Annotated in this window: 21 protein-coding genes; 13 read left to right on the top strand and 8 right to left on the bottom strand. The window is 40.2% G+C overall.

Annotated elements, in window-relative coordinates; all coding sequences use genetic code 11:
- Positions 1 to 307: 307 nt before the first annotated feature.
- Positions 308 to 1,480, bottom strand: coding sequence for an acyl-CoA dehydrogenase family protein (locus ACK8HY_RS20160; protein WP_077438047.1), 1,173 nt, complete (start codon positions 1,478 to 1,480; stop codon positions 308 to 310).
- Positions 1,481 to 1,610: 130 nt separating this feature from the next.
- Here ACK8HY_RS20160 and ACK8HY_RS20155 point away from each other — a divergent pair, with 130 nt between their 5' ends.
- Together ACK8HY_RS20155 and lat are read left to right on the top strand one after the other, a co-directional pair.
- Positions 1,611 to 3,140, top strand: coding sequence for an aldehyde dehydrogenase family protein (locus ACK8HY_RS20155; protein WP_416134587.1), 1,530 nt, complete (start codon positions 1,611 to 1,613; stop codon positions 3,138 to 3,140).
- A gap of 19 nt (positions 3,141 to 3,159) precedes the next feature.
- Positions 3,160 to 4,446, top strand: coding sequence for an L-lysine 6-transaminase (gene lat / locus ACK8HY_RS20150; RefSeq protein WP_077438049.1), 1,287 nt, complete (start codon positions 3,160 to 3,162; stop codon positions 4,444 to 4,446).
- A 75-nt stretch (positions 4,447 to 4,521) separates the two neighbouring features.
- On the opposite strand, the gene ACK8HY_RS20145 is transcribed toward lat, so the two are convergent.
- The 3 genes from ACK8HY_RS20145 to ACK8HY_RS20135 form a co-directional block, all read right to left on the bottom strand.
- A complete protein-coding gene (locus tag ACK8HY_RS20145; RefSeq protein WP_416134586.1) occupies positions 4,522 to 5,286 on the bottom strand; it encodes a suppressor of fused domain protein in 765 nt (254 codons plus the stop codon).
- Positions 5,287 to 5,363: 77 nt separating this feature from the next.
- Complete coding sequence (locus ACK8HY_RS20140) at positions 5,364 to 5,813, bottom strand: energy transducer TonB (protein WP_077438051.1); 450 nt, start codon at positions 5,811 to 5,813, stop codon at positions 5,364 to 5,366.
- A 72-nt stretch (positions 5,814 to 5,885) separates the two neighbouring features.
- Positions 5,886 to 6,869, bottom strand: coding sequence for a hypothetical protein (locus ACK8HY_RS20135; protein ID WP_416134585.1), 984 nt, complete (start codon positions 6,867 to 6,869; stop codon positions 5,886 to 5,888).
- A gap of 153 nt (positions 6,870 to 7,022) precedes the next feature.
- On the opposite strand from ACK8HY_RS20135, the gene ACK8HY_RS20130 reads away from it, so the two are divergent.
- From ACK8HY_RS20130 to ACK8HY_RS20115, 4 genes are read left to right on the top strand one after another with little or no spacing between them, the layout of a single operon-like run.
- Positions 7,023 to 7,529: a GbsR/MarR family transcriptional regulator gene (locus ACK8HY_RS20130; protein WP_077438296.1), complete on the top strand. Its 507-nt coding sequence runs from the start codon at positions 7,023 to 7,025 to the stop codon at positions 7,527 to 7,529.
- Between the two features lie 4 nt (positions 7,530 to 7,533).
- On the top strand, positions 7,534 to 7,896 hold the full coding sequence (locus ACK8HY_RS20125; protein WP_416134584.1) for a hypothetical protein: 363 nt from the start codon (positions 7,534 to 7,536) through the stop codon (positions 7,894 to 7,896).
- A 4-nt stretch (positions 7,897 to 7,900) separates the two neighbouring features.
- A complete protein-coding gene (locus tag ACK8HY_RS20120; protein ID WP_416134583.1) occupies positions 7,901 to 8,281 on the top strand; it encodes a hypothetical protein in 381 nt (126 codons plus the stop codon).
- Positions 8,282 to 8,307: 26 nt separating this feature from the next.
- Positions 8,308 to 9,198 carry a TIGR01777 family oxidoreductase gene (locus ACK8HY_RS20115; RefSeq protein WP_416134582.1) on the top strand — a complete coding sequence of 297 codons (891 nt, stop codon included), beginning with the start codon at positions 8,308 to 8,310 and terminating at the stop codon, positions 9,196 to 9,198.
- Between the two features lie 38 nt (positions 9,199 to 9,236).
- Here the strand turns inward: ACK8HY_RS20115 and ACK8HY_RS20110 are convergent, their stop codons facing one another.
- The gene (locus ACK8HY_RS20110) at positions 9,237 to 11,348 is read right to left on the bottom strand and encodes a DNA topoisomerase 3 (protein WP_416134581.1); all 2,112 of its coding nucleotides are present in this window, start codon (positions 11,346 to 11,348) and stop codon (positions 9,237 to 9,239) included.
- A 149-nt stretch (positions 11,349 to 11,497) separates the two neighbouring features.
- The gene (locus tag ACK8HY_RS20105; RefSeq protein ID WP_077438057.1) at positions 11,498 to 12,856 is read right to left on the bottom strand and encodes a deoxyguanosinetriphosphate triphosphohydrolase; all 1,359 of its coding nucleotides are present in this window, start codon (positions 12,854 to 12,856) and stop codon (positions 11,498 to 11,500) included.
- Between the two features lie 139 nt (positions 12,857 to 12,995).
- On the opposite strand from ACK8HY_RS20105, the gene ACK8HY_RS20100 reads away from it, so the two are divergent.
- On the top strand, positions 12,996 to 14,054 hold the full coding sequence (locus ACK8HY_RS20100; protein WP_416134580.1) for an aldose epimerase family protein: 1,059 nt from the start codon (positions 12,996 to 12,998) through the stop codon (positions 14,052 to 14,054).
- Positions 14,055 to 14,154: 100 nt separating this feature from the next.
- Here ACK8HY_RS20100 and argH read toward each other — a convergent pair whose 3' ends face one another.
- A complete protein-coding gene (argH, locus tag ACK8HY_RS20095) occupies positions 14,155 to 15,486 on the bottom strand; it encodes an argininosuccinate lyase (RefSeq protein WP_416134579.1) in 1,332 nt (443 codons plus the stop codon).
- A gap of 810 nt (positions 15,487 to 16,296) precedes the next feature.
- On the opposite strand from argH, the gene rbfA reads away from it, so the two are divergent.
- Genes rbfA through ACK8HY_RS20075 form a run of 4 tightly spaced genes read left to right on the top strand, consistent with a single transcriptional unit; the run spans position 16,297 to position 19,083 of the window.
- Positions 16,297 to 16,671, top strand: coding sequence for a 30S ribosome-binding factor RbfA (gene rbfA / locus ACK8HY_RS20090; protein WP_077438297.1), 375 nt, complete (start codon positions 16,297 to 16,299; stop codon positions 16,669 to 16,671).
- A gap of 30 nt (positions 16,672 to 16,701) precedes the next feature.
- Positions 16,702 to 17,358: a leucyl/phenylalanyl-tRNA--protein transferase gene (gene aat, locus ACK8HY_RS20085; protein WP_416134578.1), complete on the top strand. Its 657-nt coding sequence runs from the start codon at positions 16,702 to 16,704 to the stop codon at positions 17,356 to 17,358.
- Complete coding sequence (locus ACK8HY_RS20080) at positions 17,342 to 18,430, top strand: aminotransferase class V-fold PLP-dependent enzyme (protein ID WP_416134577.1); 1,089 nt, start codon at positions 17,342 to 17,344, stop codon at positions 18,428 to 18,430. Before aat ends, ACK8HY_RS20080 begins: the two co-directional genes overlap by 17 nt.
- A 2-nt stretch (positions 18,431 to 18,432) precedes the next feature.
- Positions 18,433 to 19,083, top strand: a complete 651-nt coding sequence (locus tag ACK8HY_RS20075; protein ID WP_077438062.1) for a hypothetical protein — start codon at positions 18,433 to 18,435, stop codon at positions 19,081 to 19,083.
- A 34-nt stretch (positions 19,084 to 19,117) separates the two neighbouring features.
- On the opposite strand, the gene ACK8HY_RS20070 is transcribed toward ACK8HY_RS20075, so the two are convergent.
- Entirely contained in the window at positions 19,118 to 19,516 is a 399-nt protein-coding gene (locus ACK8HY_RS20070; protein ID WP_077438063.1) for a hypothetical protein, read from the bottom strand.
- A 241-nt stretch (positions 19,517 to 19,757) separates the two neighbouring features.
- Between ACK8HY_RS20070 and ACK8HY_RS20065 the strand changes: the two genes are divergently transcribed.
- On the top strand, positions 19,758 to 20,600 hold the full coding sequence (locus ACK8HY_RS20065; RefSeq protein ID WP_416134576.1) for a hypothetical protein: 843 nt from the start codon (positions 19,758 to 19,760) through the stop codon (positions 20,598 to 20,600).
- 219 nt (positions 20,601 to 20,819) lie between these two features.
- Positions 20,820 to 22,061, top strand: a complete 1,242-nt coding sequence (gene hemA, locus ACK8HY_RS20060; protein WP_343565171.1) for a glutamyl-tRNA reductase — start codon at positions 20,820 to 20,822, stop codon at positions 22,059 to 22,061.
- Positions 22,062 to 22,115 lie beyond the last annotated feature (54 nt).

The raw sequence follows: 22,115 nt of genomic DNA, 5'->3' as shown, positions 1-22,115 counted from the left end.
AAACAGCTGTAGCAGTACGGCTGCAGCATGCACACATCTGCACTCAGGCTGGTTTAAAGCCCGATTCTGTCCCGGACAGTACCCGAATTACAGCCGAAAAATAATCCAAAATAGGCCAAACACTCGGACTCATTGGCTGGAATCGCCGTTTTTGTAAAGTAAAAGCATTCAAAAATTGCGGATAACAAAATATAAATTCAGCAGATCACTTTCCATAAAAAGCAAAATGCGAACACCGACAAAAGTGCACAATCTCCACTAATAGCGTTGAAGAGTAGCTCAAATATAATTTAAGACAGAAACAGCATTAAGAAGAAAACGCATTGAGCCCTGTGATATCCTGGCCAGTAATCAATAAATGAATATCGTGAGTTCCTTCATATGTAATAACCGACTCGAGATTCATCATATGCCGCATAATTGGAAAATCTCCGACAATCCCCATTCCTCCCAAAATCTGGCGGGATTCACGCGCAATCTGTAAAGCCATATGCACATTATTCCTTTTGGCCATGGAAATTTGCTGTGGGGTTGCTTTCCCTTCATTCTTTAAAAGTCCCAAGCGCCAAGACAATAACTGAGCCTTCGTAATTTCAGTCAGAAATTCAGCCAATTTCTTCTGTTGCAACTGAAACCCGCCAATTGGTCGGTCAAATTGTTGGCGCTCCAGCGCATATTGAACAGCCGTTTCATAACAGTCGATCGCCGCTCCTATCACACCCCAAGATATTCCATACCGCGCAGAATTCAAACAAGACAGCGGCCCACGCATTGAGTTTACCTCAGGCAATACATTTTCAGCAGGGATAAAGACATCATGGAAAACCAGTTCGCCTGTTTTAGAAGCTCGTAAAGACCACTTATGTAATGTTTCCGGTGTTTCAAAACCATCCATTCCACGTTCAACAATTACCCCCCGCACCTTTCCAGCCTCATCGCGCGCCCAAACTACAGCAAGATCACATACTGGTGAGTTTGTAATCCACATCTTGGCACCGTTCAATAAAAAACCACCATTGCTCGCTGTCAATCGCGTTTCCATCCCCCCGGGATCAGAACCGTGGTTCGGTTCGGTTAAACCAAAAGAGCCTACAAGTTCCCCGGAAGCTAGTCCCGGCAAATATTTACGGCGTTGCTCCTCACTACCATAGGTATATATTGGATACATCACCAAAGAAGATTGCACGGAAGCAGCCGAACGAACGGCAGAATCACCGGCCTCCAGTTCCTGCATAATCAAACCATAAGAGATCTGATCTAACCCCGCACCACCATATTCTACTGGAATATAAGGGCCTAAAGCGCCTATTGCACCAAGTTTGGGCATCAAGCCTTCTATGGCCTGATGAGCCTGTGCTGCATCTTCTATAACTGGTTTTATCTCTGACCGAACAAAATCCCGAACAGCACGACGGACAAGTTTGTGCTCCTCCGATAAAAGGTCATCCACTTGAAAATAATCAACATTTATTTGTTTCATAATCGTATAGTCTACATTAGCTTCTCTAAGATAATAAAATATTTTCAAACTGAACAATATTCACACACATCTTGTTTAACAGAATTTTATTCCCTATATTTAACATATTCCACGAATAAAATAAACCATTATGATAAAAAAAGAACTTAAAATACTCGGCATAATATCCCAGAATTTAGGCTCGTCAACAGGCCAAAAGTGGTTTTCTGGTGGTGAGGTATTCGAATCCCTATCTCCTGTAGATGGAAAACTCATTGCAAAAGTGTCAGCTAGCAGCCAGAAGGATTATGAGACGGTCATCAGTAATGCCCAAAACGCGTTCAAAGCATGGCGACTTATCCCCGCTCCCAAGAGAGGAGACATTATCCGTCAACTAGGCGATAAATTACGAGAATTGAAAGCAACACTCGGAAAATTAGTCTCCTATGAGATGGGGAAATCCTATCAAGAAGGTATGGGTGAAGTACAAGAAATGATTGACATCTGTGACTTCGCGCTAGGACTATCCCGACAACTCTACGGCAACACCATTCATTCTGAACGTCCCGGCCATCGCATGTATGACCAATACCATCCTTTGGGTGTAGTTGGTATTATTACCGCCTTTAATTTCCCTGTAGCCGTGTGGGCATGGAATACAGCCATCGCTTTGGTCTGTGGAAACACAGTCGTATGGAAACCCAGTGAGAAAACGCCACTATGTGCCATTGCCTGCCAAAAACTATTAGCAGAAATCCTCCATCACAATGGATTACCTGAAGGCATCTCCAACTTGGTCATGGGCGACAAAGAAGTCGGTGAATGGCTTGCTGCTGACAACCGCATCTCCTTGGTTTCGGCAACAGGATCAACACGGATGGGAAAAGAAGTTGCTGTTACCGTCGCACAACGGCTGGGCAAAACACTACTGGAACTTGGTGGAAACAATGCGATTATTGTTACCCCAGATGCAGATCTCAACATGACAATCATCGGTGCCGTATTTGGCGCTGTGGGCACAGCAGGACAACGCTGCACCAGCACAAGACGACTTATCATCCATGAGAGTATCTACGACAAAGTCAAAAAACAACTGACAAAAGCCTATGGGCAATTAAAAATTGGCGACCCTTTGGACACAAAAAATCATGTAGGCCCATTGATTGATAAAGCCGCCGTAAAGTCATACTTAAACGCACTGGACAAAATCAAAACACAAGGAGGAAAATTGCTTATTAAAGGCAAAGTACTGGAAGGTAAAGGTTATGAAAGTGGTTGCTATGTACAACCAGTTATTGCAGAGGTCGAAAATCATTATGAGATCGTCCAACATGAAACTTTTGCTCCCATTCTATATTTAATAAAGTATCAGGGTGACATCGGCAATGCTATCGCACTGCAAAATGGCGTCAGCCAGGGCCTATCCTCCGCTGTAATGACAAACAATCTGAGAGAAGCTGAACTATTTCTCAGCGCTGCCGGATCAGATTGTGGCATAGCAAACGTCAATATAGGCACCTCAGGTGCAGAAATCGGTGGGGCCTTTGGCGGAGAAAAAGATACCGGAGGTGGTAGAGAATCTGGTTCGGATGCATGGAAAGCGTATATGCGTCGCCAGACAAATACCATTAATTACACTACAGACTTACCTTTGGCACAGGGTATAAAATTTGATTTATAAACCATTCAGATTCGAAATTATGAGCAACGTACATGAAAGACTAAGTAAACATATATTGGCAGATGGGTTTCCATTGGTCATGGATATGGAAAAATCGCACGGATCTTATGTTGTCGACGAAAATGGAGATGAATATCTGGATATGTTTAGCATGTTTGCCTCCATGGCCGTTGGATATAACCATCCCCATTTAGTTAAGCACCGTGAATTTCTAGGGAAGATGGCGGTCAACAAACCGGCGATATCGGATGTATATCCAAAGGAATTCGCAGATTTCGTGGACACCTTCGACCGTGTGGCTATACCAAAAGAACTCCCTTATGCCTTTTTTATTTCTGGCGGCACACTGGCGGTGGAAAACGCACTCAAAGCGGCTTTTGATTGGAAAACAAGACTTAATTTTGCCCAGGGTATACAAAAAGAAGCGAGCCAGGTCATCCATTTTAAACAGGCTTTTCATGGTAGATCAGGCTATACACTCTCTTTGACAAATACACAAGATCCCAGAAAATACATGTATTTTCCAAAGTTTAACTGGCCACGGATAACTAATCCTAAACTTTCATACCCTTTGACAGCAGAAAGTCTCGCCCGGACAGTAAGCCTGGAAGAAAAAGCAATCGCCGAAATCAATCAAGCTATCCACAACAATCCCAACGATATTGCCTGCATCATCATTGAACCAATACAGGGCGAAGGCGGGGACAATCACTTCCGTAAAGAATTCTTTCAGCAACTGCGTCAAATCTGTGACAAGAATGAAATTCTACTTATTTTCGATGAAGTACAGACAGGCATGGGAATTACCGGGAAAATGTGGGCTTATCAACATTATGACGTTATACCAGATGTTCTTGCATTTGGTAAAAAAGCGCAGGTTTGTGGTATATTAGCGAATAAGGAAAAATTTGATCAAGTTGAACATCATGTGTTCAAAGAATCCAGTCGTATAAACTCAACATTTGGCGGAGATTTTATGGACATGCTCCGCTTTAAACTCATCCTGGAAGTTATCGAACAAGAAAATCTTCTGGCCAATGCGACGGAAAAAGGAAACTATCTTAGAACTAGGCTACAGGAAGTTATAAAAAATAGACCGCAGCTCAGTAACTTAAGGGGAGAAGGGCTATTTATTGCCCTAGATTTTGAGTCGGCAGACTCCCGTAATGAATTTATCAAACGAGCTTATTCTAACAAATTGATTATGTTGGGCTGTGGCGAGAAAAGCATTCGCTTCAGGCCGCACCTGAATGTCAGTAAGGAGGATATCGACAAAACAATAACAATTATCAACAAGAGCTTATAATACATAAAATGCAGTATTGATTGGAGGATTAACCGCTAACAATACTGCATTTTTCAATTAGAATAACCGAGATTACTATTTTCGACAAACATTTGGACGGTCTATATCCACAAGTTCCGAGATCCCATATTCATCAAAAAGATCCAGTAGCGCATCCGTTCCTTCCTCTAGTTTGAAATCCATCTCTTCCTTATAAACCGGAATCATCGCATAGAAATTAATGCTATTCCCATCTTTTGTTTGAAGCTCCAAAAATTCTTCATCAAAACTCAACATCGGCGGCAATAAGAGCATACAGCCGAAACCGGTATTTGCTATTTCTTCGGCCTCCATCCCATTGGGGATCGTATGGCCATAGCCTAGCCATGTTTTATACTCATGCGGAAAACGCGCCAACCTTTTCAAAAAATAGACTGGCCAGTAATTGTTATCATCCTGAAACTCCTCCTCTCCTATTTTCCAATCCGCGGGAAGTACAACCATTAATTCTGCACGCTCGTAAGCTTGCTTATCATCTATTTCCTCCGGAACGTTCATCGGCAGATCACTCATACCAGAAGTTACCAGGATATTGTACGGATAATTCGCCGTAGGCTTGATCCAATGTACATCGATATGTACAAGTTCAGATATAATTTCGTGAAAGACCAGATCGGGTTCAGCGATATACTTTGCCAAATGATCCTCGATCTCATCCAGATAAACACACTGCACCTCAGGGAATAAATCTTTTGGATCTTTTTCCTCCGGCTGATTTTCATAACGATACACAGTCGAACCTCCGGCAGTAATTTCAACATCTTTCTTTTCGGTAGAAGATTCGTCATCTTCTCCGCTCATGATTTTTTTGACTTTATCCCAAAATGACATATGAAGTGAATAAATGGTTAATTTCCTAAATTATATTTGCATTTCAATTATTCAATAACAGCGACTACTGGTTGCCTAAACCTTGTTTTGACAGGCTTTCCCTTAACTAATGCTGGCATCCACTGTGGTGATTTCCGCATTGCCGCCAATACGGCTTTCGCAAATTCGGGGCTTACCTTCTCCCGATTCTCAATTTCAATATTACAAATAGCCCCATCCTCACAAACGATAAAATTAAGAATCGCAGTCTGTTTGGAGCCATATTTTGCATACGCAACACTATCCATAGCTCCGACAGTTCGTGTCAAATCGAGATTATTCTGTAAAAATCTGGACCAGGCCACCACCCCGCCCTTAAAATAAGGAAAATCATCTACCTTTTGGGCTAGACTATCTGCAGGTATGTTACGAACAACTGCAGTCTGCGCCCGTGAAGTCAAACAAACGATAAAAAGCAGGGCTGTCGAAATAGTAATTTTAAATCTTGGTGAATACATACCTGATCCTATCCATAATCATACCATTTTAACGCGTATTTGGAGCAACTTATTACTTTATTTTCTTCAGATTCAATTTAGGGGCATATCAACATCCGTGATAAAAGCTCCTTGATCATCCAGTAAAAAGCTAATTGGTTGTTCTGGATTTTTAATAATTTCGAACAGGGTTAAACCCCAGGGTTTCCAGAAGTTTTCCAGCACTTGTCCATACGTTTTATTCTGCCAATGATCAAATATTGGCTTCATCGACATGTCCGCTAAAGGCATAGGTTCAACATAAACCTTCTGCGGTGTATTTAGATAAGTGTAATCTGGCAAACGATTAAAAAGGTAAGCAGAATAAAAATAGCGCGCACATAGCTCTTCAAACTGGATGGGATGCAACGTCTTCCCAGCAATTACTTTTAATATGTCCTCATGATAGATATTATTCGTCGCATTATCCTGGAGACAGGCAATGACTGCAAAATCCTTCATTCGAATAGAAAAAATCAAGGTATTGATTTCATCACGATACATAAAAGTATCAGAAGCATTATTTACCGGAACAACAACAAGAGAAAATGGAAATGTATTCTCAAATTCCATTGGCACAACTAGCGACTGCAACATTGCATGTAAATTGGTAAAACGTTGAGCCAACGCCTGGGAAAAATTCATCTCCTCACCAGAGGCTTTCTGTTGCCGGATTCCAGCCAGGATCTCGTTGTAGACAACACCATAGATGATCTTTGACATCCATTGAAACAATAATAATGAATCCAACTGCTTCACTGCATCATAACCTTGTTCAAATGCTTGTTCCACGGCACGTTCCATCTGTTCTATTGCTTCAGCTGCATGGATCGAGCACGGCAGTTTTAGAGACTTGTAAGTCACCAGATTTTCGTCCAACATTTTGAAAGGTTTATCTTCCAATTGAAAAGATTTCATCATCCAGACAGGAAATACCTGAATACGCTCCTCTTCAGACTGAAGTTTATTGCCTGTTAAAAAACAGATAGTCGGATCAAACTGAAATTGTTTGAAGGGATTATACAAAGTTGTTGCCATAATGCCAGCAAAGTTAATACAAATCAAAAAGGACACAAGAAAAGCTAACTCTTATTACGCTAGGGTGACTTGCTTATTGAATTTATTTTATTTTCAGAAATTTTTGAAAATTCAAAAACTATATTTAAATTCGAATAAGAAATAAAAATGAAGATGGAATTACAAGAAGCAAAACAGCAATTTATAGATACTTGGGGAGCGTTGGGTTCCGAATGGGGGATCAACAAATCCGTTGCTCAGGTACATGCATTACTCCTTTCTGCGAGCAACCCCATGTCTACAGACGAAATTATGGAGAAGCTGGTTATCTCTAGAGGTAATGCTAACATGAGTATCCGTCAATTGGTCGATTACGGTATTGTTTACAAAAAACATATTGCAGGAGACCGAAAGGAATATTTCGTTGCGGAGAAAGACGTATTAAAATGGGCCATGAAAATTGCTGTTATGCGCAAACAAAAAGAACTTGACCCGGTCATGGATATTCTCAAAGAAATCAGCAAAAATACCGAAAAAGATAAAACGCCAGAAGGCAAGGAGTTTCATAAGACGGTAAAAGATATCCAGGTATTAACGGATCAACTCGAAACCATCGCCAACAAACTATTCAATACCAGCGGCGGGGATCTGTTGCTAAAATTGATCAAACTAATGATGTGATCTTATGAACTTTAATATCCTTGCATACGCGATATATGGCTTGCTAACCTGCTACATTATCCTTTGGGTAGGTCGCTTGTTTCACAAAAATGGTCGTATTTTTATTCTTTCGTTGTTTAAGAACAACGTTGCTCTAACTGACACGACAAACAATCTATTGCTTATGGGATATTATTTGCTCAATATTGGTTATGCCGTCATTCAATTCAGTTACTGGAAACAAATCCAAACATTTGAGGATCTGATCAGCAGTATTGCATTAAAAACAGGAATATTATTATTTGTACTTGTCTGCATGCATTACTTTAATATGCTTGGCATCTATTTCTTCGCTAAAAAGACAAATTCATTCACTATTAAATCATAATATCATGGGAAATTTAACAGTTATCGGGTATTTTATTTATCTACCCATTGCAATTGCACTGACCTATTATGTTGCGTATGTGCTTTTCAAAAATAGCATCGTGTACATGAATGATATTTTTGCGGGCCGACCGGAAGTTGCCAATGCGACAAACAATCTATTCCGTATCGGTTTCTACCTTATGAACCTGGGATTTGCACTGTATATTCTGGAGATCAGTTTGTATAAGCCCAGTGTACAGGAGCTCATTGAGCGGCTTAGTTATAAGCTAGGTGGATTCAGTATTTATTTGGGCGCTATGCTTTTCCTGAATATGTTCCTATTCTTCCGAGGCAAAAGAATTGCAAAGCAGAGAAGAAATATGCCAACAACAATTAACGAGTAAAACCAATTTCTAAAAATGGTATTATCATGCCTAAAATAGTTATTGCAGGTGGAACAGGTTTTGTCGGACAATATCTTTCCAAAAGATTCCAAAAAATGGGATATCAGGTCATCCTTATTGGCAGGCAGAAAGAAAATATATCTTGGACTGATACGGATGGTATTTTGGCCGCGCTTGAACATGCTGAAATGTTGATCAACCTCGCGGGCAAGTCAGTCAATTGTCGCTACAATGCCCGCAACAAAGCGCTGATATTTTCTTCAAGAACAGAGACCACAAGTATTTTAGGTAAGGCAATTGAAAATTGCAGCCATCCTCCTATTCTTTGGTTAAATGCAAGCACCGCAACCATCTACCGTCATGCCGAGGATCAACCAATGACCGAAAGCAGCGGTGAGATCGGAAGGGGTTTTTCTGTCGAGGTTGCAAAGAAATGGGAGAAGACATTTTTCGATTTTCATTTACCCCATACCAGGCAGGTTGCTCTTCGGATGGCTATCGTCCTAGGCGCTGATGGTGGTGTTATACAACCTTTTAAAAATCTTGTTCGCTTCGGTTTAGGTGGAATACAAGGTAGAGGTGATCAATATTTTAGCTGGATACATATTGAAGATCTATTCCAGATTATTTTGTTTATACAAAAACATCATGAAATAGATGGCACCATCAATTGCGCTGCCCCTAACCCAATTACGAATAAAACCTTTATGGAGACTTTTCGAAGCGTCATGCATCGAAAAATTGGTCTCCCGGCACCGAAATGGTTGTTGGAAATAGGTGCTTTATTAATAGGGACGGAAACTGAGCTTTTATTGAAAAGTCGTTGGGTAATACCGGAAAGGTTAACGGAACTTGGTTTTACATTTCAATTTCCAACAATTGAGAAGGCATTAGACGATATTCTAATCCTGAAATAAACAGCTACGATGCGAACTATACCGTGGGATAGATAAGTCTATCCCACGGTAACTTTAAAGTTTTCAAATACAAGGGGGGCATTTACAATAACGCCTTCATTATTTTTAACACCCTTAAACTCCGAGGTCTTCCCTTTTTCTAAAAGATTCTTCATTTCTTTTTCTTCCAGAAAAATACCGTTCAATGTTCGCCAGATCTTAAAATCACAGCCCCGGGCATAGTGATCACATTGTGCCACCCGATCATAGAGTAGGATTAAGCCTTTCTCACATTTAGGACATTTGATTTTCCCCTTTTGCTGGGGTTTAACTTCCTCTTGCGCCAATGATATTCGCAATGTCAATAATTCTTTGGTAATTTTCGCGGTGTAGTCCTTAATATGTTTCATAAAAACATCATAAGAAACTTTATTGGCCCGCATTTCCTCTAACTTCTGTTCCCATTTTCCTGTCAGTGTAACCTTTGCTATCGAACGATCTTTGACGAGGTTATATACGGCTAGTCCTTTTTCCGTTGGAATTAGTTTTTTCTTATCCCGCTTGATATAATCGCGCTGAAAAAGTGTTTCTATCGTGGCCGCGCGGGTAGCTGGTGTTCCCAAACCGCAGTCTTTCATCGCCTGACGCATTTCATCGTCTTCAATTTCTTTACCGGATGTTTCCATTGCCTTTAGGAGGGAAGCTTCGGTATGAATCGGACGTGCCTTGGTAAAACGCTCAGCAAGTTCCAACGTCAATATTTGCAGTAATTCCTCGGCCAGTAATTTAGGTAACTGCGCATTCTCATTGTCTTGGTCATCGTTGTTCTTATCTTCATCTGGTGCTTCGATCTGCTCTGCAGAAAGACGCCAGCCGTACTGTTTGATGACCGTCCCCTTCGCGATCAGTTCGACTCCCTCTGCATCTATTGAGACCGTAGTGATATCTTTGATACAGACTTCCGAGAAACTCTCGACCATACGCTTAGCAATCATGTTGTAAATATTCTGCTGTTCTTTCAACATGTGCCCCGGTTTCTCATCAGTCACCAATAATGCATGGTGATCCGTTACCTTTTTATCATCAACGGACCGCTTATTTAACTTTGCTCCAATTAAATTCTTCGCAATGGAAGCAATAGATTCCTCCGCATGATCCGAGAGGTGCTGAAAAAGCTCTTCAATATGTTCAAAAACATCCTCACCGATATAACGGGATCCCGTACGGGGATAGGTAATGACCTTTTTCTCGTAAAGTGTCTGCGCAATACTCAGCGTCTGGTCGGCTGAGTAACCATATTTTTTGTTGGCATCCTGCTGCAGGGAAGTTAAGTCAAACAATAAAGGGGGTTGCTCCTTTGTCTCTTTCGCCTCAACCTTTGCAACACGTGCATTTGTCCCAACTGTCAACCTGGCGATTGTATGTTCAGCAACATCTTTTTTATCTATTTTGTTTGAAGTGGCTTTAAAGCTGATATTATCTTTTTCAAAGCCTGCCTGGATTTTATAAAATGCCTGAGGTTTAAAATCTTTATTTTCGAGATATCGAGAACAGATCATTGCCAGGGTCGGTGTCTGAACTCGGCCCAAAGAAAGAAGTCCTTTGTTACCTGCTGCCAGGGTGATTGCCTGTGTAGCATTGATCCCGATCAACCAATCCGATTCTGACCTTGAACGGGCAGACATATATAAACTATCGTATTCCGTTCCCTCTTTCAGATTCGCGAAACCTTCTTTGATGGCCTTATCCGTCTGACTTGAAATCCAAAGCCGTTTAAACGGCACCTTTGAGCCCAAGAAATAATAGATATTACGAAAGATTAATTCCCCCTCACGTCCCGCATCCGTTGCTACAATGATTTCTTCAGCCTGCTCTAACAGTGATTTTATTGTATTGAGCTGTTTGACGGCACCAGCGTCATCCATCTGCTTTCCATCCCGCTTTACTTTCTTCGATTCCAGTTTAAAATTTGCAGGTATGATAGGAAGATTGGAAATGGTCCAACTATTATAACCGTAAGCCTGAGGTGTGCATAATTGAACCAAATGACCAAAAGCATAGGTAAAGGCGTAGCCGTTTCCGGCGATATAGCCGTCTTTGACTTCCTTCGCTCCCATCACACGGGCCAGATCACGAGCCACAGAGGGCTTTTCAGCGATTACAACTTTCATTTTAACGTATTGCGATTTGTGTATTGAAATTTGAGACGGTACTTATTAAAGATCCCTTGACCTACTTGCATTTTTACTTTGACCAGATAATTTAGAAATTAACCTAACTAGGCAAGATCGCTAGCGAATAAAATACATTGTTCAGCAACTTATTCAATACTAGGAATTGTTATTCCCTTAATTTTACGATAAAGTTCGATGGCATATACATCGGTCATACCGGAAACAAAATCCAGTACACAACGGATTTTGGAATAGGAATCCTGTTTATCGGTATAAAACTGCTCCGGAATCAGCGCAACTAATTTTTTATCGTAATTATTTTTATTTTTTTTGAGGTATGCAGGTACAAATTCTTTTAAGAGCGCATCCATGACACGATAACCAGCGATCTCGATCTGTACAACTGTGGGGGCATTATAGATCTTCGCTATGGAAATTTTCGAAATCTTGTTCATTTGCTTTACGATATTCTCATCCAAGGCATCCATCAATGCGGACGAAAAGGTTCCCGATAAAAACTGTTCTTGCTCACGAACAAATACATCGACGCAACCTTTGATCAGGGTGTTAATTGCCTTAGCACGTAAGAGCGCTACACGGCTCGGGGTATCAAGCAAACCATCCAATCGTTCACGAAGATCCTCAGATCCGCATAACGGTAACAGAAGTTCCTCTACCTCCTGGTAGGATAATATTTTTAAATGATGGGCATCCTCCAAATCAATAATATTGTAACAGATATCGTCAGCGGCTTCGACGAGGTACACCAATGGGTGCCTCAGATAGCCTTTGGGATTGGAAGGATCTCTCAATAGCCCTAATTCGTTCGCAATTTTCTCGAACGCCTTTTGCTCTTCAGTAAAAAAGCCATATTTTTTGCGATGATGGCTTTTTTTGACATGCCCATCAATCGCTAAACAGGGGTATTTCACGATAGATGCCAATGAGGTATACGTCAATGCAAATCCTTTTGGATCCTTTCCCTGAAAAGCGTGGGTTAAAATCCGTAAAGCATTGGCATTACCTTCAAAATGGGTCAGATCTGCCCATTCTTCGGCTGTTACCTGTTCCTGATATTTCCGCCCATCTCCGTCTGTGAAGTAAGTAGATATTGCCGACTCACCCGAATGTCCAAATGCGGGATTACCCAGATCATGGGACAGACAGGCTGCTGAAATAATATTTCCGACCTCCTGTAGGAATGGGTATTCAGCATCTATATTCGGGTTTTCCTCCTTTAACTGGGCGTAAAACATGCGCCCAAGTGAACGACCTACACTGGCGACCTCTAAGCTATGTGTCAGTCTATTGTGGACAAACACAGCTCCCGGAAGCGGAAAAACCTGGGTTTTATTCTGTAATCTTCGAAATGGGGAAGAAAAGATCAACCGATCATAATCCCGTTGAAATTCCGACCGGGCCACAAGATAGCTGTCAGCTGTTCTATCTTCATAACCCCAACGTTTTGCAGAAAGCAAATCTTTCCAGTTCATTTTTTCAGACATAGCGCAAATATACCATTTCTCCAATAATTGGTTTGAACCAAATCTCAAAATGACAAATTTTACAGGGAGGTGTTACCAGGGGCATTTATATACAGGTTATATTCTGTATCTTTAACTTTCAATACCAATAGGAACAATCATGACTAAATATCAATCACTTATTCCAAAGTATTTTGACAGCGTAATAGAAGGAAAAAACACCCATTTACTTTTATTAAAAAATGAGGGTGGTATGCAGGTGCTCTTAACGGATTATGGTGCTCGTATAGTCAGTATCTTAGTCCCCGATAACAAAGGCAATTTGGTGGACGTTGCACTCGGGTTTGATTCAATTCAGGGCTATCTGGAAGCGGACGAAAAATACCATGGCTGTACTGCTGGCCGCTTTGCAAACCGTATTGCAAATGGCAAATTTGAGCTAAATGGGAAACAGTATACACTTCCCCAAAATAATGGGATCAATTGTCTGCACGGAGGTATATCAGGCTTTCATGATAAAGTTTGGGACCGCAGAGTTACCTATCAATCCCATGTAGAATTTTATTATGTTTCGAAAGATGGTGAAGAAGGCTTCCCCGGGAACTTAAAAGTGATGGTCTCTTATACCCTAACCAGAAACAACGAGATCATCATCAAATATCATGCGCAGTCCGATGCGGACACCCCTATAAATTTAACGAACCACACCTATTTCAATCTTGATGGAGAAGGAAGTGGGGATATATTACAGCAGGTACTTCAGATAAATTCAGACGAGGTGCTATTTGTAGATGAACATCAAATACCCACTGCCATCGTACCCGTAGAAGGTACTCCCTTTGACTTTAGACTTCCCAAAAAGATTGTGCAAGATATTACAGAAAATGATGAGCAGCTCATCTTGGCTAAAGGGTATGATCATTGTTATGTCAACAATAAACCGATTTCTCAACCCTGTGCAACAGCCTATTCCAAAAACACGGGGATTCAGTTAGATGTATACACTACCGAGCCTGGTGTTCAACTTTACACGGCGAATTGGATGACAGGAAATGACATCGGTAAAAGAGGCAATAAATATTTACCTTATGCCGGATTTTGCCTGGAAACACAGCATTTCCCAGATAGCCCCAATCAAGCTGAATTTCCATCAACATTGTTAAAAGCTGGAACTCAATTTGATTCGGAGACACACTTTAAGTTTTCAATAAAAAAATAACAAAAAAGAGCTGTGGGAAAGTAACCACAGCTCTTTTTTGTTATTCCATTCGACACCCAACTCTCAGTTTCATCCGCGGCATCAACGTCACATTCCAATCTTATTTTAACAGTTCTTCCAGCGCTTTTTCTACTTTCTCGAACCCGAAAGTCGCCTTTACTTGCTGAAACATACGTTGAATCTGATCATTACAGAGGTTTCCGATGCTACCTTCATGCGTGTGATTTACCTCTTTCGATGGTTTGAAACGTCCTTCATCAATATCGATGCCGATCGTCCGATAGGCTTCACGGAAAGGCACGCCTTTGAGTACCTCATTGTTTACGACTTCTACCGAGAATAGATAATCGTATTTAGGGTCATCAAGAATATTGTCCTTTACGGAAATATTTTCCAACATAAAGGTGGCGATTTCAAGACATTCATTAAGCGATTTAAAAGCTGGGAATAAATTTTCCTTTAATAATTGGAGATCTCTATGGTAACCTGAAGGAAGATTTGTTGTCATCAGGGCAATCTCATTTGGCAAAGCCTGAATCTTATTGCAACGGGAACGAATCAATTCAAAAACATCCGGGTTTTTCTTATGCGGCATAATGCTCGATCCGGTTGTCAGATGTGCCGGAAATGAAATAAAACCAAAATTTTGATTGATATATAAACAGACATCCATCGCGAATTTAGCCAGGGTTGCCGCAATAGCACTCATCCCCTGCGCCAGAATACGCTCGGTCTTTCCTCTTCCCATCTGGGCATAAACCACATTATAATTCAAATCTTCAAAACCCAATAATTGCGTTGTCATCGTTCGGTTTAATGGAAAAGATGAACCATAGCCCGCAGCAGATCCCAATGGATTTTTATTGCAGACTTTCCACGCAGCTTTCATCATTTCAAGGTCATCTACCAAGCTTTCTGCGTAGGCGCCAAACCATAAACCAAAAGAGGAAGGCATAGCAATCTGAAGGTGTGTATATCCCGGAATTAAAATATGCTTATAACGTTCACTGAGTTGAATCAACTCAGTGAAAAAAGCTTCCGTATTATGAATAATATTTTGGATTTCGGAACGGAAATATAATTTCAGATCTACGAGCACCTGATCGTTGCGGGATCTTCCCGAATGGATTTTTTTCCCAGCTTCGCCAATACGTTGTGTCAATAACATCTCAACCTGAGAATGCACATCTTCTACCGAATCTTCAATCTGAAAATCTCCTGCTAAAATTTCCTTATAGATATTTTTCAATTCCTTTTGTACCACAACAAGATCTTCATCAGTCATGAGATTGATACTATTCAACATTCGTGTATGCGCCAAAGAGCCCAATACATCCGCTGCTGCAAGTTGCAGATCCATTACACGGTCATTACCTACAGTAAATGATTCCACAAATGAATCGACATCTATATTTTTTTGCCAGATTTTCATTAATATATTTTTTGTTTTTTGATAACGAAATTAAAATGAACCGATTGTGCATTTCGGTTTAATAGCTGATCATGGTCCAGAATAATTTCATCAGATATTTATTTGTTCATCTATTATATCCCCGTTGAATGCTTCGTTATTTACCTCAGCGATAAAAGCTCTTATCTCCATTACTCTGCCCTACGCGATACCGGATTTGCTGTTTAGCGCGTCAAATAATCCTAAGCCATATCTATCTTCCGTTCTAAAACGACCGATTTGATTACGGATATATACTTACAATATTAACAGGACAAAAATACCAATTGCAAATGGTTATATCAATGCCAAGCTGTTTTAGGTGCAACATTATTCATGGGAGGGCTAAAAGCAGAATTTTTAAGGCCCGAAAAACAGTGTTACAAAAAAAATCAAATGTTAAAAGTTTGTTAAATCGCAATAAACACATTTTATAAGTAACCACTCACTTTATTTTTAAAACTTATTTTGTCAGTTTTTTAAGTATTCCTATGTTTGTAGTGTAAGGGAGATGAAAAATTAGAAGTTGGTAAGGTTAGTAAATACTTACCACTTTAAATACACCGAATTTTAGAACCAAATATGATAGACCCCAACGTCTTAAAACTTGCAAGAAATTACCTAACCAATTGTGAATCGAAATTTAAAGGCACGTCAAACCAAGATGTGCCTTTTTTCATGCCTTTTCCTCCGCTACAGTTCGGCCTTAGTCAATCTGCGAGCATAATATTCTTGCCTAAAATACTTATCTTTGTTTATCATATTGAGAATATTCAACATAAAACGTATACGATGGGAACAGAAAGCAAGAGACAGCAACGTTTTGCTGGAGTCATTCAACAGGATTTAGCAGCATTATTTCAACGGGAAGGTAACGCATGGGCTCCAGGGGCATTCATTACAGTTACACGTGTTCGAGTTACTCCGGACTTGGCGATTGCACGGGTTTATTTGAGTTTTTTAAATACAAAGACCGCACAGGATGATATCAAATCTATCCGTACCAAAACATCCGAGATACGATATAAGTTGGGCTCAAAAATTAAAAACCAGGTAAAAATTGTCCCACAGCTGGAATTTTTCTTAGACGATACCAACGAGTACGTGGAGCACATGGACAAATTGTTTGAAGAAATCAGTAAAGAGCCCCGTCAACCAGAAGAATAATGTACTTTAAATTGGCTTATCTAAGAATCAATGGTATTTGAACTGGATAGCAAAAAACTGGAATTTCCACATCCTAGCTACGCCGAAAAAGATGGCTTATTGGCCATCGGCGGAGATCTTTCGGCTGATCGCCTGCTATTGGCTTATAGCAATGGTATTTTTCCCTGGTTTAGTGACGATACCCCAATATTATGGTACGCACCTGATCCCCGGTTTGTCATTTATCCATCCAAGATAAAGATCAGTAAAAGTATGGCCTCCTCTATGCGAAAAAATACATTTTCTATTACCATAGACCAAAACTTTAATGATGTTATCAGCTCCTGTTCTTCGATCCATAGAAAGGATCAAGAGGGAACATGGATTACAGCAGACATGATTAAGGCTTATACGAAGCTGTATGAAATGGGCTATGTACATTCTGTGGAGGTATGGCAAGAAGGATTACTTGTTGGTGGGCTCTATGGCGTACTGATCAATGGTGTATTTTGCGGAGAAAGCATGTTTTCCAGCGTACCCAATGCGTCCAAAGCTGCACTCATCTATCTCGCACAGGAAATAGACCTCCAGCTGATAGACTGTCAATTTCATACGCCTCATTTGGAAAGTATGGGCGGCGAATACATTTCCTTACCTGATTATTTAGCAATACTAACAAAAGACCCAAGATATGAACAGTCCCTATAGTAAATATTTTGATATTGACGGAGAAATCACCTATTTAACCACACCTGGCTCAGGTCTACTTTCACGTGAAACAAAGCAATGGCGGGCACAGCGCGATCAAGAATTCCATACTACCGATACGATACTCCGTGAACAACAGGGTGCTGCTTTGGATTCCTGCAGAAATACACTTGAACGATTCTTCCATTGCCCAAAGGGCAATGTGTTTCTATCAAGCTGCTTTTCTTTTGCCTTCAACGCGCTGTTAGCAGGCTTACCTAAGCATTATAAGGTTCTACTTCTGGACAATGATTACCCGTCTGTAAATTTCCCGACGATAATAACTGGCTTTGAGCATAGATTCGTCAATATGGATGAACAGCTTGAAGCAAATATATTGGATGCCATAGCGACCTTTAAACCCAACGTACTGATTCTTTCCATTGTTCAATATATCTCTGGCTTAAAAATCGACCTATCCTTTATACAGGAGTTAAAACACCAGCATCCCGACTTGTTAATCATTGGCGATGGAACACAATTTTTAGGAACCGATTTATTTGATTTTAATGCTTCAGGATTTGATGCTGTTATTAGTAGTGGATATAAATGGTTAATGGCCGGATTTGGAAATGGCTTTATCCTGCTTAATGATCGACTGAAAGAACTCCTCTATGCTGATATTCAGAAAAACTACAGTTACCTCAACAACCAATGGATGAATAAGTCTGTGGTACAGTTATGTTTTGAACCGGGACATTTGGACACTTTGGCCCAGGGGACCTTACAACAGTCTTTAATACAACTTGAGCAATGGGGCTATGCCGCTACTGTCTCGTATACACAGGATCTGGTGGCGCAGGCCCGGGCTGAACTGGCCAACAGAGGATTGCTCCTTGATCGCATCACCAATAGACGTCCACAGAGTAACATCTTCAATATACAGATCGACCCCAAAAATTTTCAGCTTCTGATGGACGAGGGTATAAAATGTTTCCCTCGCGGATCCGGTATCCGAGTAGGATTCCACCTATACAATGATCACACAGATCTTGAAAAACTATTACATATTATAGATACAAAAGTAAATTAATCATGAAATTTAGAATAGGCGACCTAGTCAGGTTTGTAGATGAACCCATAGAAGGGCACATCACTTCCATGCAAGCCAACGATATTGTCGGAGTAACCGATGAGACAGGATTTGAAATACCTGTTCCAATGGACAAGATCACACTCGTTTTTGGAAATATGAGACGGGCGGACGACGAGCTTGACCAGCATGCAGCTCCATTGACTCCCCATCGTTTTATAGAAAAAGGGATTTTATTGGCCATTTCTGGAGATCACAAAGATGGATTGGCCAAGTTACATATCATCAATGAAACAAGTTACGAACTCCTGGTATCAGTTTCCGAAGCGACTGCAAATAAAGTGAAAGGTCTTTTTAGCAATAAAATACCGCCACATGATTCGATTCAATTTTATACAGGAAACTTCGCAAATGTAGGCAAATGGCCGACTTTCCGTTTTCAGATCATCAGACACAGCAGCAGTTTACAGGAACTGACAAATCCGATCAATAAAGAACAGCGCGTACGTCCAGTGGACCTGACCAATCCAAAAGTGCTGCATGAAATTTTAGATGAGAAAATCTGGTCCTATGAGTTAGACAAAATTGAGGAAGATCTGGGCTTAGATAAATTAAAAGCTCATTTTATACCACATCGTCCCAATAAAAAATAAGCTAGATATTTAATCTAGCTTATTTTTTAAATGCTTACTCCTCTGTTGAAACAATCTTCTTTGTGCTCAAAAGTAATAGTAGGATCCCTACAAAGTAAACTATCCATCCCCAGCGCATGTGCAGCGATTTTGAAAGCAGCTTGTCGGCAAAGCCCCAGCCAAAATAGTTGTTGATTTTAAACCATACAGCGACAATACTGATAAGATACCAACTTGCTGCCAATCGGCTCATCCACTGATAGGCACGCACTGCACGAACAAAAAATAGCAATGCTGTTACGCCCAAAATCAACATGGTAATAAAAAATAGATAGGCATCCACCTGATAAAGGTTCCAATTACCTTTGATAGGAACTTTTAAGAATGGAGTCATACTGGACAGAAAACAAATGACAAGTCCAACAATGGCAAAATACTTCCTTATGATAAGCATGGTTCAAATAACTTTAAAACTGACACGAATATAAGTTGAATATTGCCACTTATATAACTTGTCTTCTATTTTTTGAAAAATTAATCTATTTTTAAAACGAAATTCTCGTACAGAATTCCGGTCAAAAGACGATACCTCAGAAGCTCACAGTAGCCTGTGAAAAAATTAAGTGCATAATAGCACCTCTCTGAAAGGAATTCTTACTTGAAAGTTTATTTTAAATTTAAGCCAGATATTGGACATGAAAAGAGTATTTGAAGAAACTGCATCGGAGCAGGTACCTCAGCCGAAATCAAAGAAAAAAACATACATCATTATTGGGATTGTCTTGTTATTGGTTATGCTTGCAGGTGGTGGATATTATAATTATGTACAGCGACAAGATCTTGATGCTATTCCTTTAGACAGCAGCGCAACAGCTGTAGACGGATTTGAGAATGCGGATCCTAAAGATCTCGAAGAGGCTGATGGCTGGAGTAGTATTGGAGACTACGCCCATTGGAACAATGCCATCTTTACAATTCCTGAATATGACAACATTCCATTGCGTTATCGCAGAGGCATTACAAAAATTTTTATGGGAAATAGCTACCTGGAGCCGTCCGGTGATAAACCGATCTATAAATTTACCCGCATAAAGGATCGTGCAAAGTCGGTTTTCTGCTATGGTAATTTCACAGATCGCCCTGACGCGGACAATTGGAACAAAGAAATGGCTTTTCTTGTGGAAAAGAACGATTACCAAAGCAGTGCAATCTGGATTATATCAGCAAAAGGGGATATCTTATTCTGGAAAGAATATTCCAGTGAGCTTCCTCTGATCAATAGCTTTAAAAAAGGGCAGAAGATTTTTATGGATGAGATGAAATTAGTACCAGCTCCAGCTGATGGCATTATTGTCAAAAACAAAAGTTCCAAATACGCTTTGATTTACAATAAGGGAACAAAAACTTTTGATACTTATTACCAGTATAGTGATGATGAAATCCAGGAGGCAACCACTTCCGAAGAAGGCCCTTATGTAGAGGAACTGGAAGATATAACGGTTGACTCAGCGCAAACAAATACAGGCAATAATGAATAGTTTAATACCTTGGAGAAACTGAAATTCTCATCACGCTGACACGTGATGAAAATCATCCAGTCAAAAAACAAACGGTAAAACGCTAAAAAGCAACATCTTACACACAAAATCCAACTATTTAAAATCTTTCTAAATTAATCCGTTTGACAGATTTTTGACACAAGCACAAAGCATTTAAGCTACATTTGTACCGTTAAATATAAGCGAGGGATTAGAGCTTTGAAAAATCTTAAAGTATTAGCGTTTACTCATAAACATGTCGAACTAAAAGATCTAGGTAATCTAGTGATCTGCAATGAGGATTTAGAAAGTCGCCTCATTAACTTGAAACACAGCCTGGATATTCCGGAGATCTTTTACATTGGTACTTGTAACCGAGTAGAGTTTGTATTTTATGGAGCTCACGAATTGACCAACGAATTTATTGCGGAGTTTATGGGAAAATTGAATTTCTGTGTTCCGCAAGAGCGCCTTCAATGTTATTTGGGTCAGGTCAACAAATATGAAGGAATGGATGCTTTGCACCATTTACTTCGTATGTCCTGTTCACTCGAAAGCCTTGTTGTCGGTGAAAAAGAAATCCTGGCGCAGGTGCGCAGAGCTTATGATCGCTGTAGGGAGGCTGGATTTACCGGTGATTTCCTTCGTTTAATGATGGATCGTCTTGTAAAGACAGCAAAAGAAGTCTATACCTACACTAAAATTTCCAGAAATCCGATTTCTGTTGTTTCCCTTGCTTACCGCAAACTACGTGAATTAAAGTTGGTTGAAAACCCTAGAATACTTATTATCGGATCAGGGGAAACGAATCAAAACCTAGCAAAATATTTCCAGAAAAATCAAAAAGCGAAGTTTGTTGTTTTTAACCGCACTCTTGAAAACGCAAAAGTTTTGGCAGAAGAACTTCACGCAGAGGCTTATCCTCTTGCTGAAATCGGCGCATACAAAGGCGGATTCGATATTCTAATTACCTGTACTGGCGCACCTACGTCGATCATTGACAATTCCCTGTACCAATCGCTATTAAACGGCGAAACAGATAAGAAAATTATCATTGATTTGGCTGTCCCAAATGATATTGATGCCGAGGTAATTAAAAATAACCCCATCCATTACATCGAAGTCAGTAGCTTGCAGGCTATCGCGGAAAAGAATATCCAGGAGCGCTATAATGAACTGGACAGTGCTGAAAAAATCATCCAGGACAATATCCAGGAGTTTTTACCACTGATCAAGCAAAGACGTGTGGAAGTTGCCATGCGTGAAGTTCCTGAAAAGATCAAAGAAATCAAATCATTTGCTTTAAACGAGGTCTTTGCTCAGGAAGTACAGGCATTAACTCCTGAAGCAAGAGAAGTATTGGAAAAAGTCATCAACTATATGGAAAAGAAATACATCAAAGTTCCCATGGTTATGGCAAAAGAGATCCTGGTTAAAACACCGGAGACCGAGAAAAACTAATTGCAATCGTATCGCAGCAATAGTTTCCTAACAAAATATATTCCCACTTTTTGA

It is taken from the genome of Sphingobacterium sp. NGMCC 1.201703 (assembly GCF_047784615.1).
GTDB lineage: Bacteria > Bacteroidota > Bacteroidia > Sphingobacteriales > Sphingobacteriaceae > Sphingobacterium.
The sequence above is the reverse complement of the archived record's forward strand: the minus strand, read 5'-3'. Positions and strand labels throughout refer to the sequence as shown.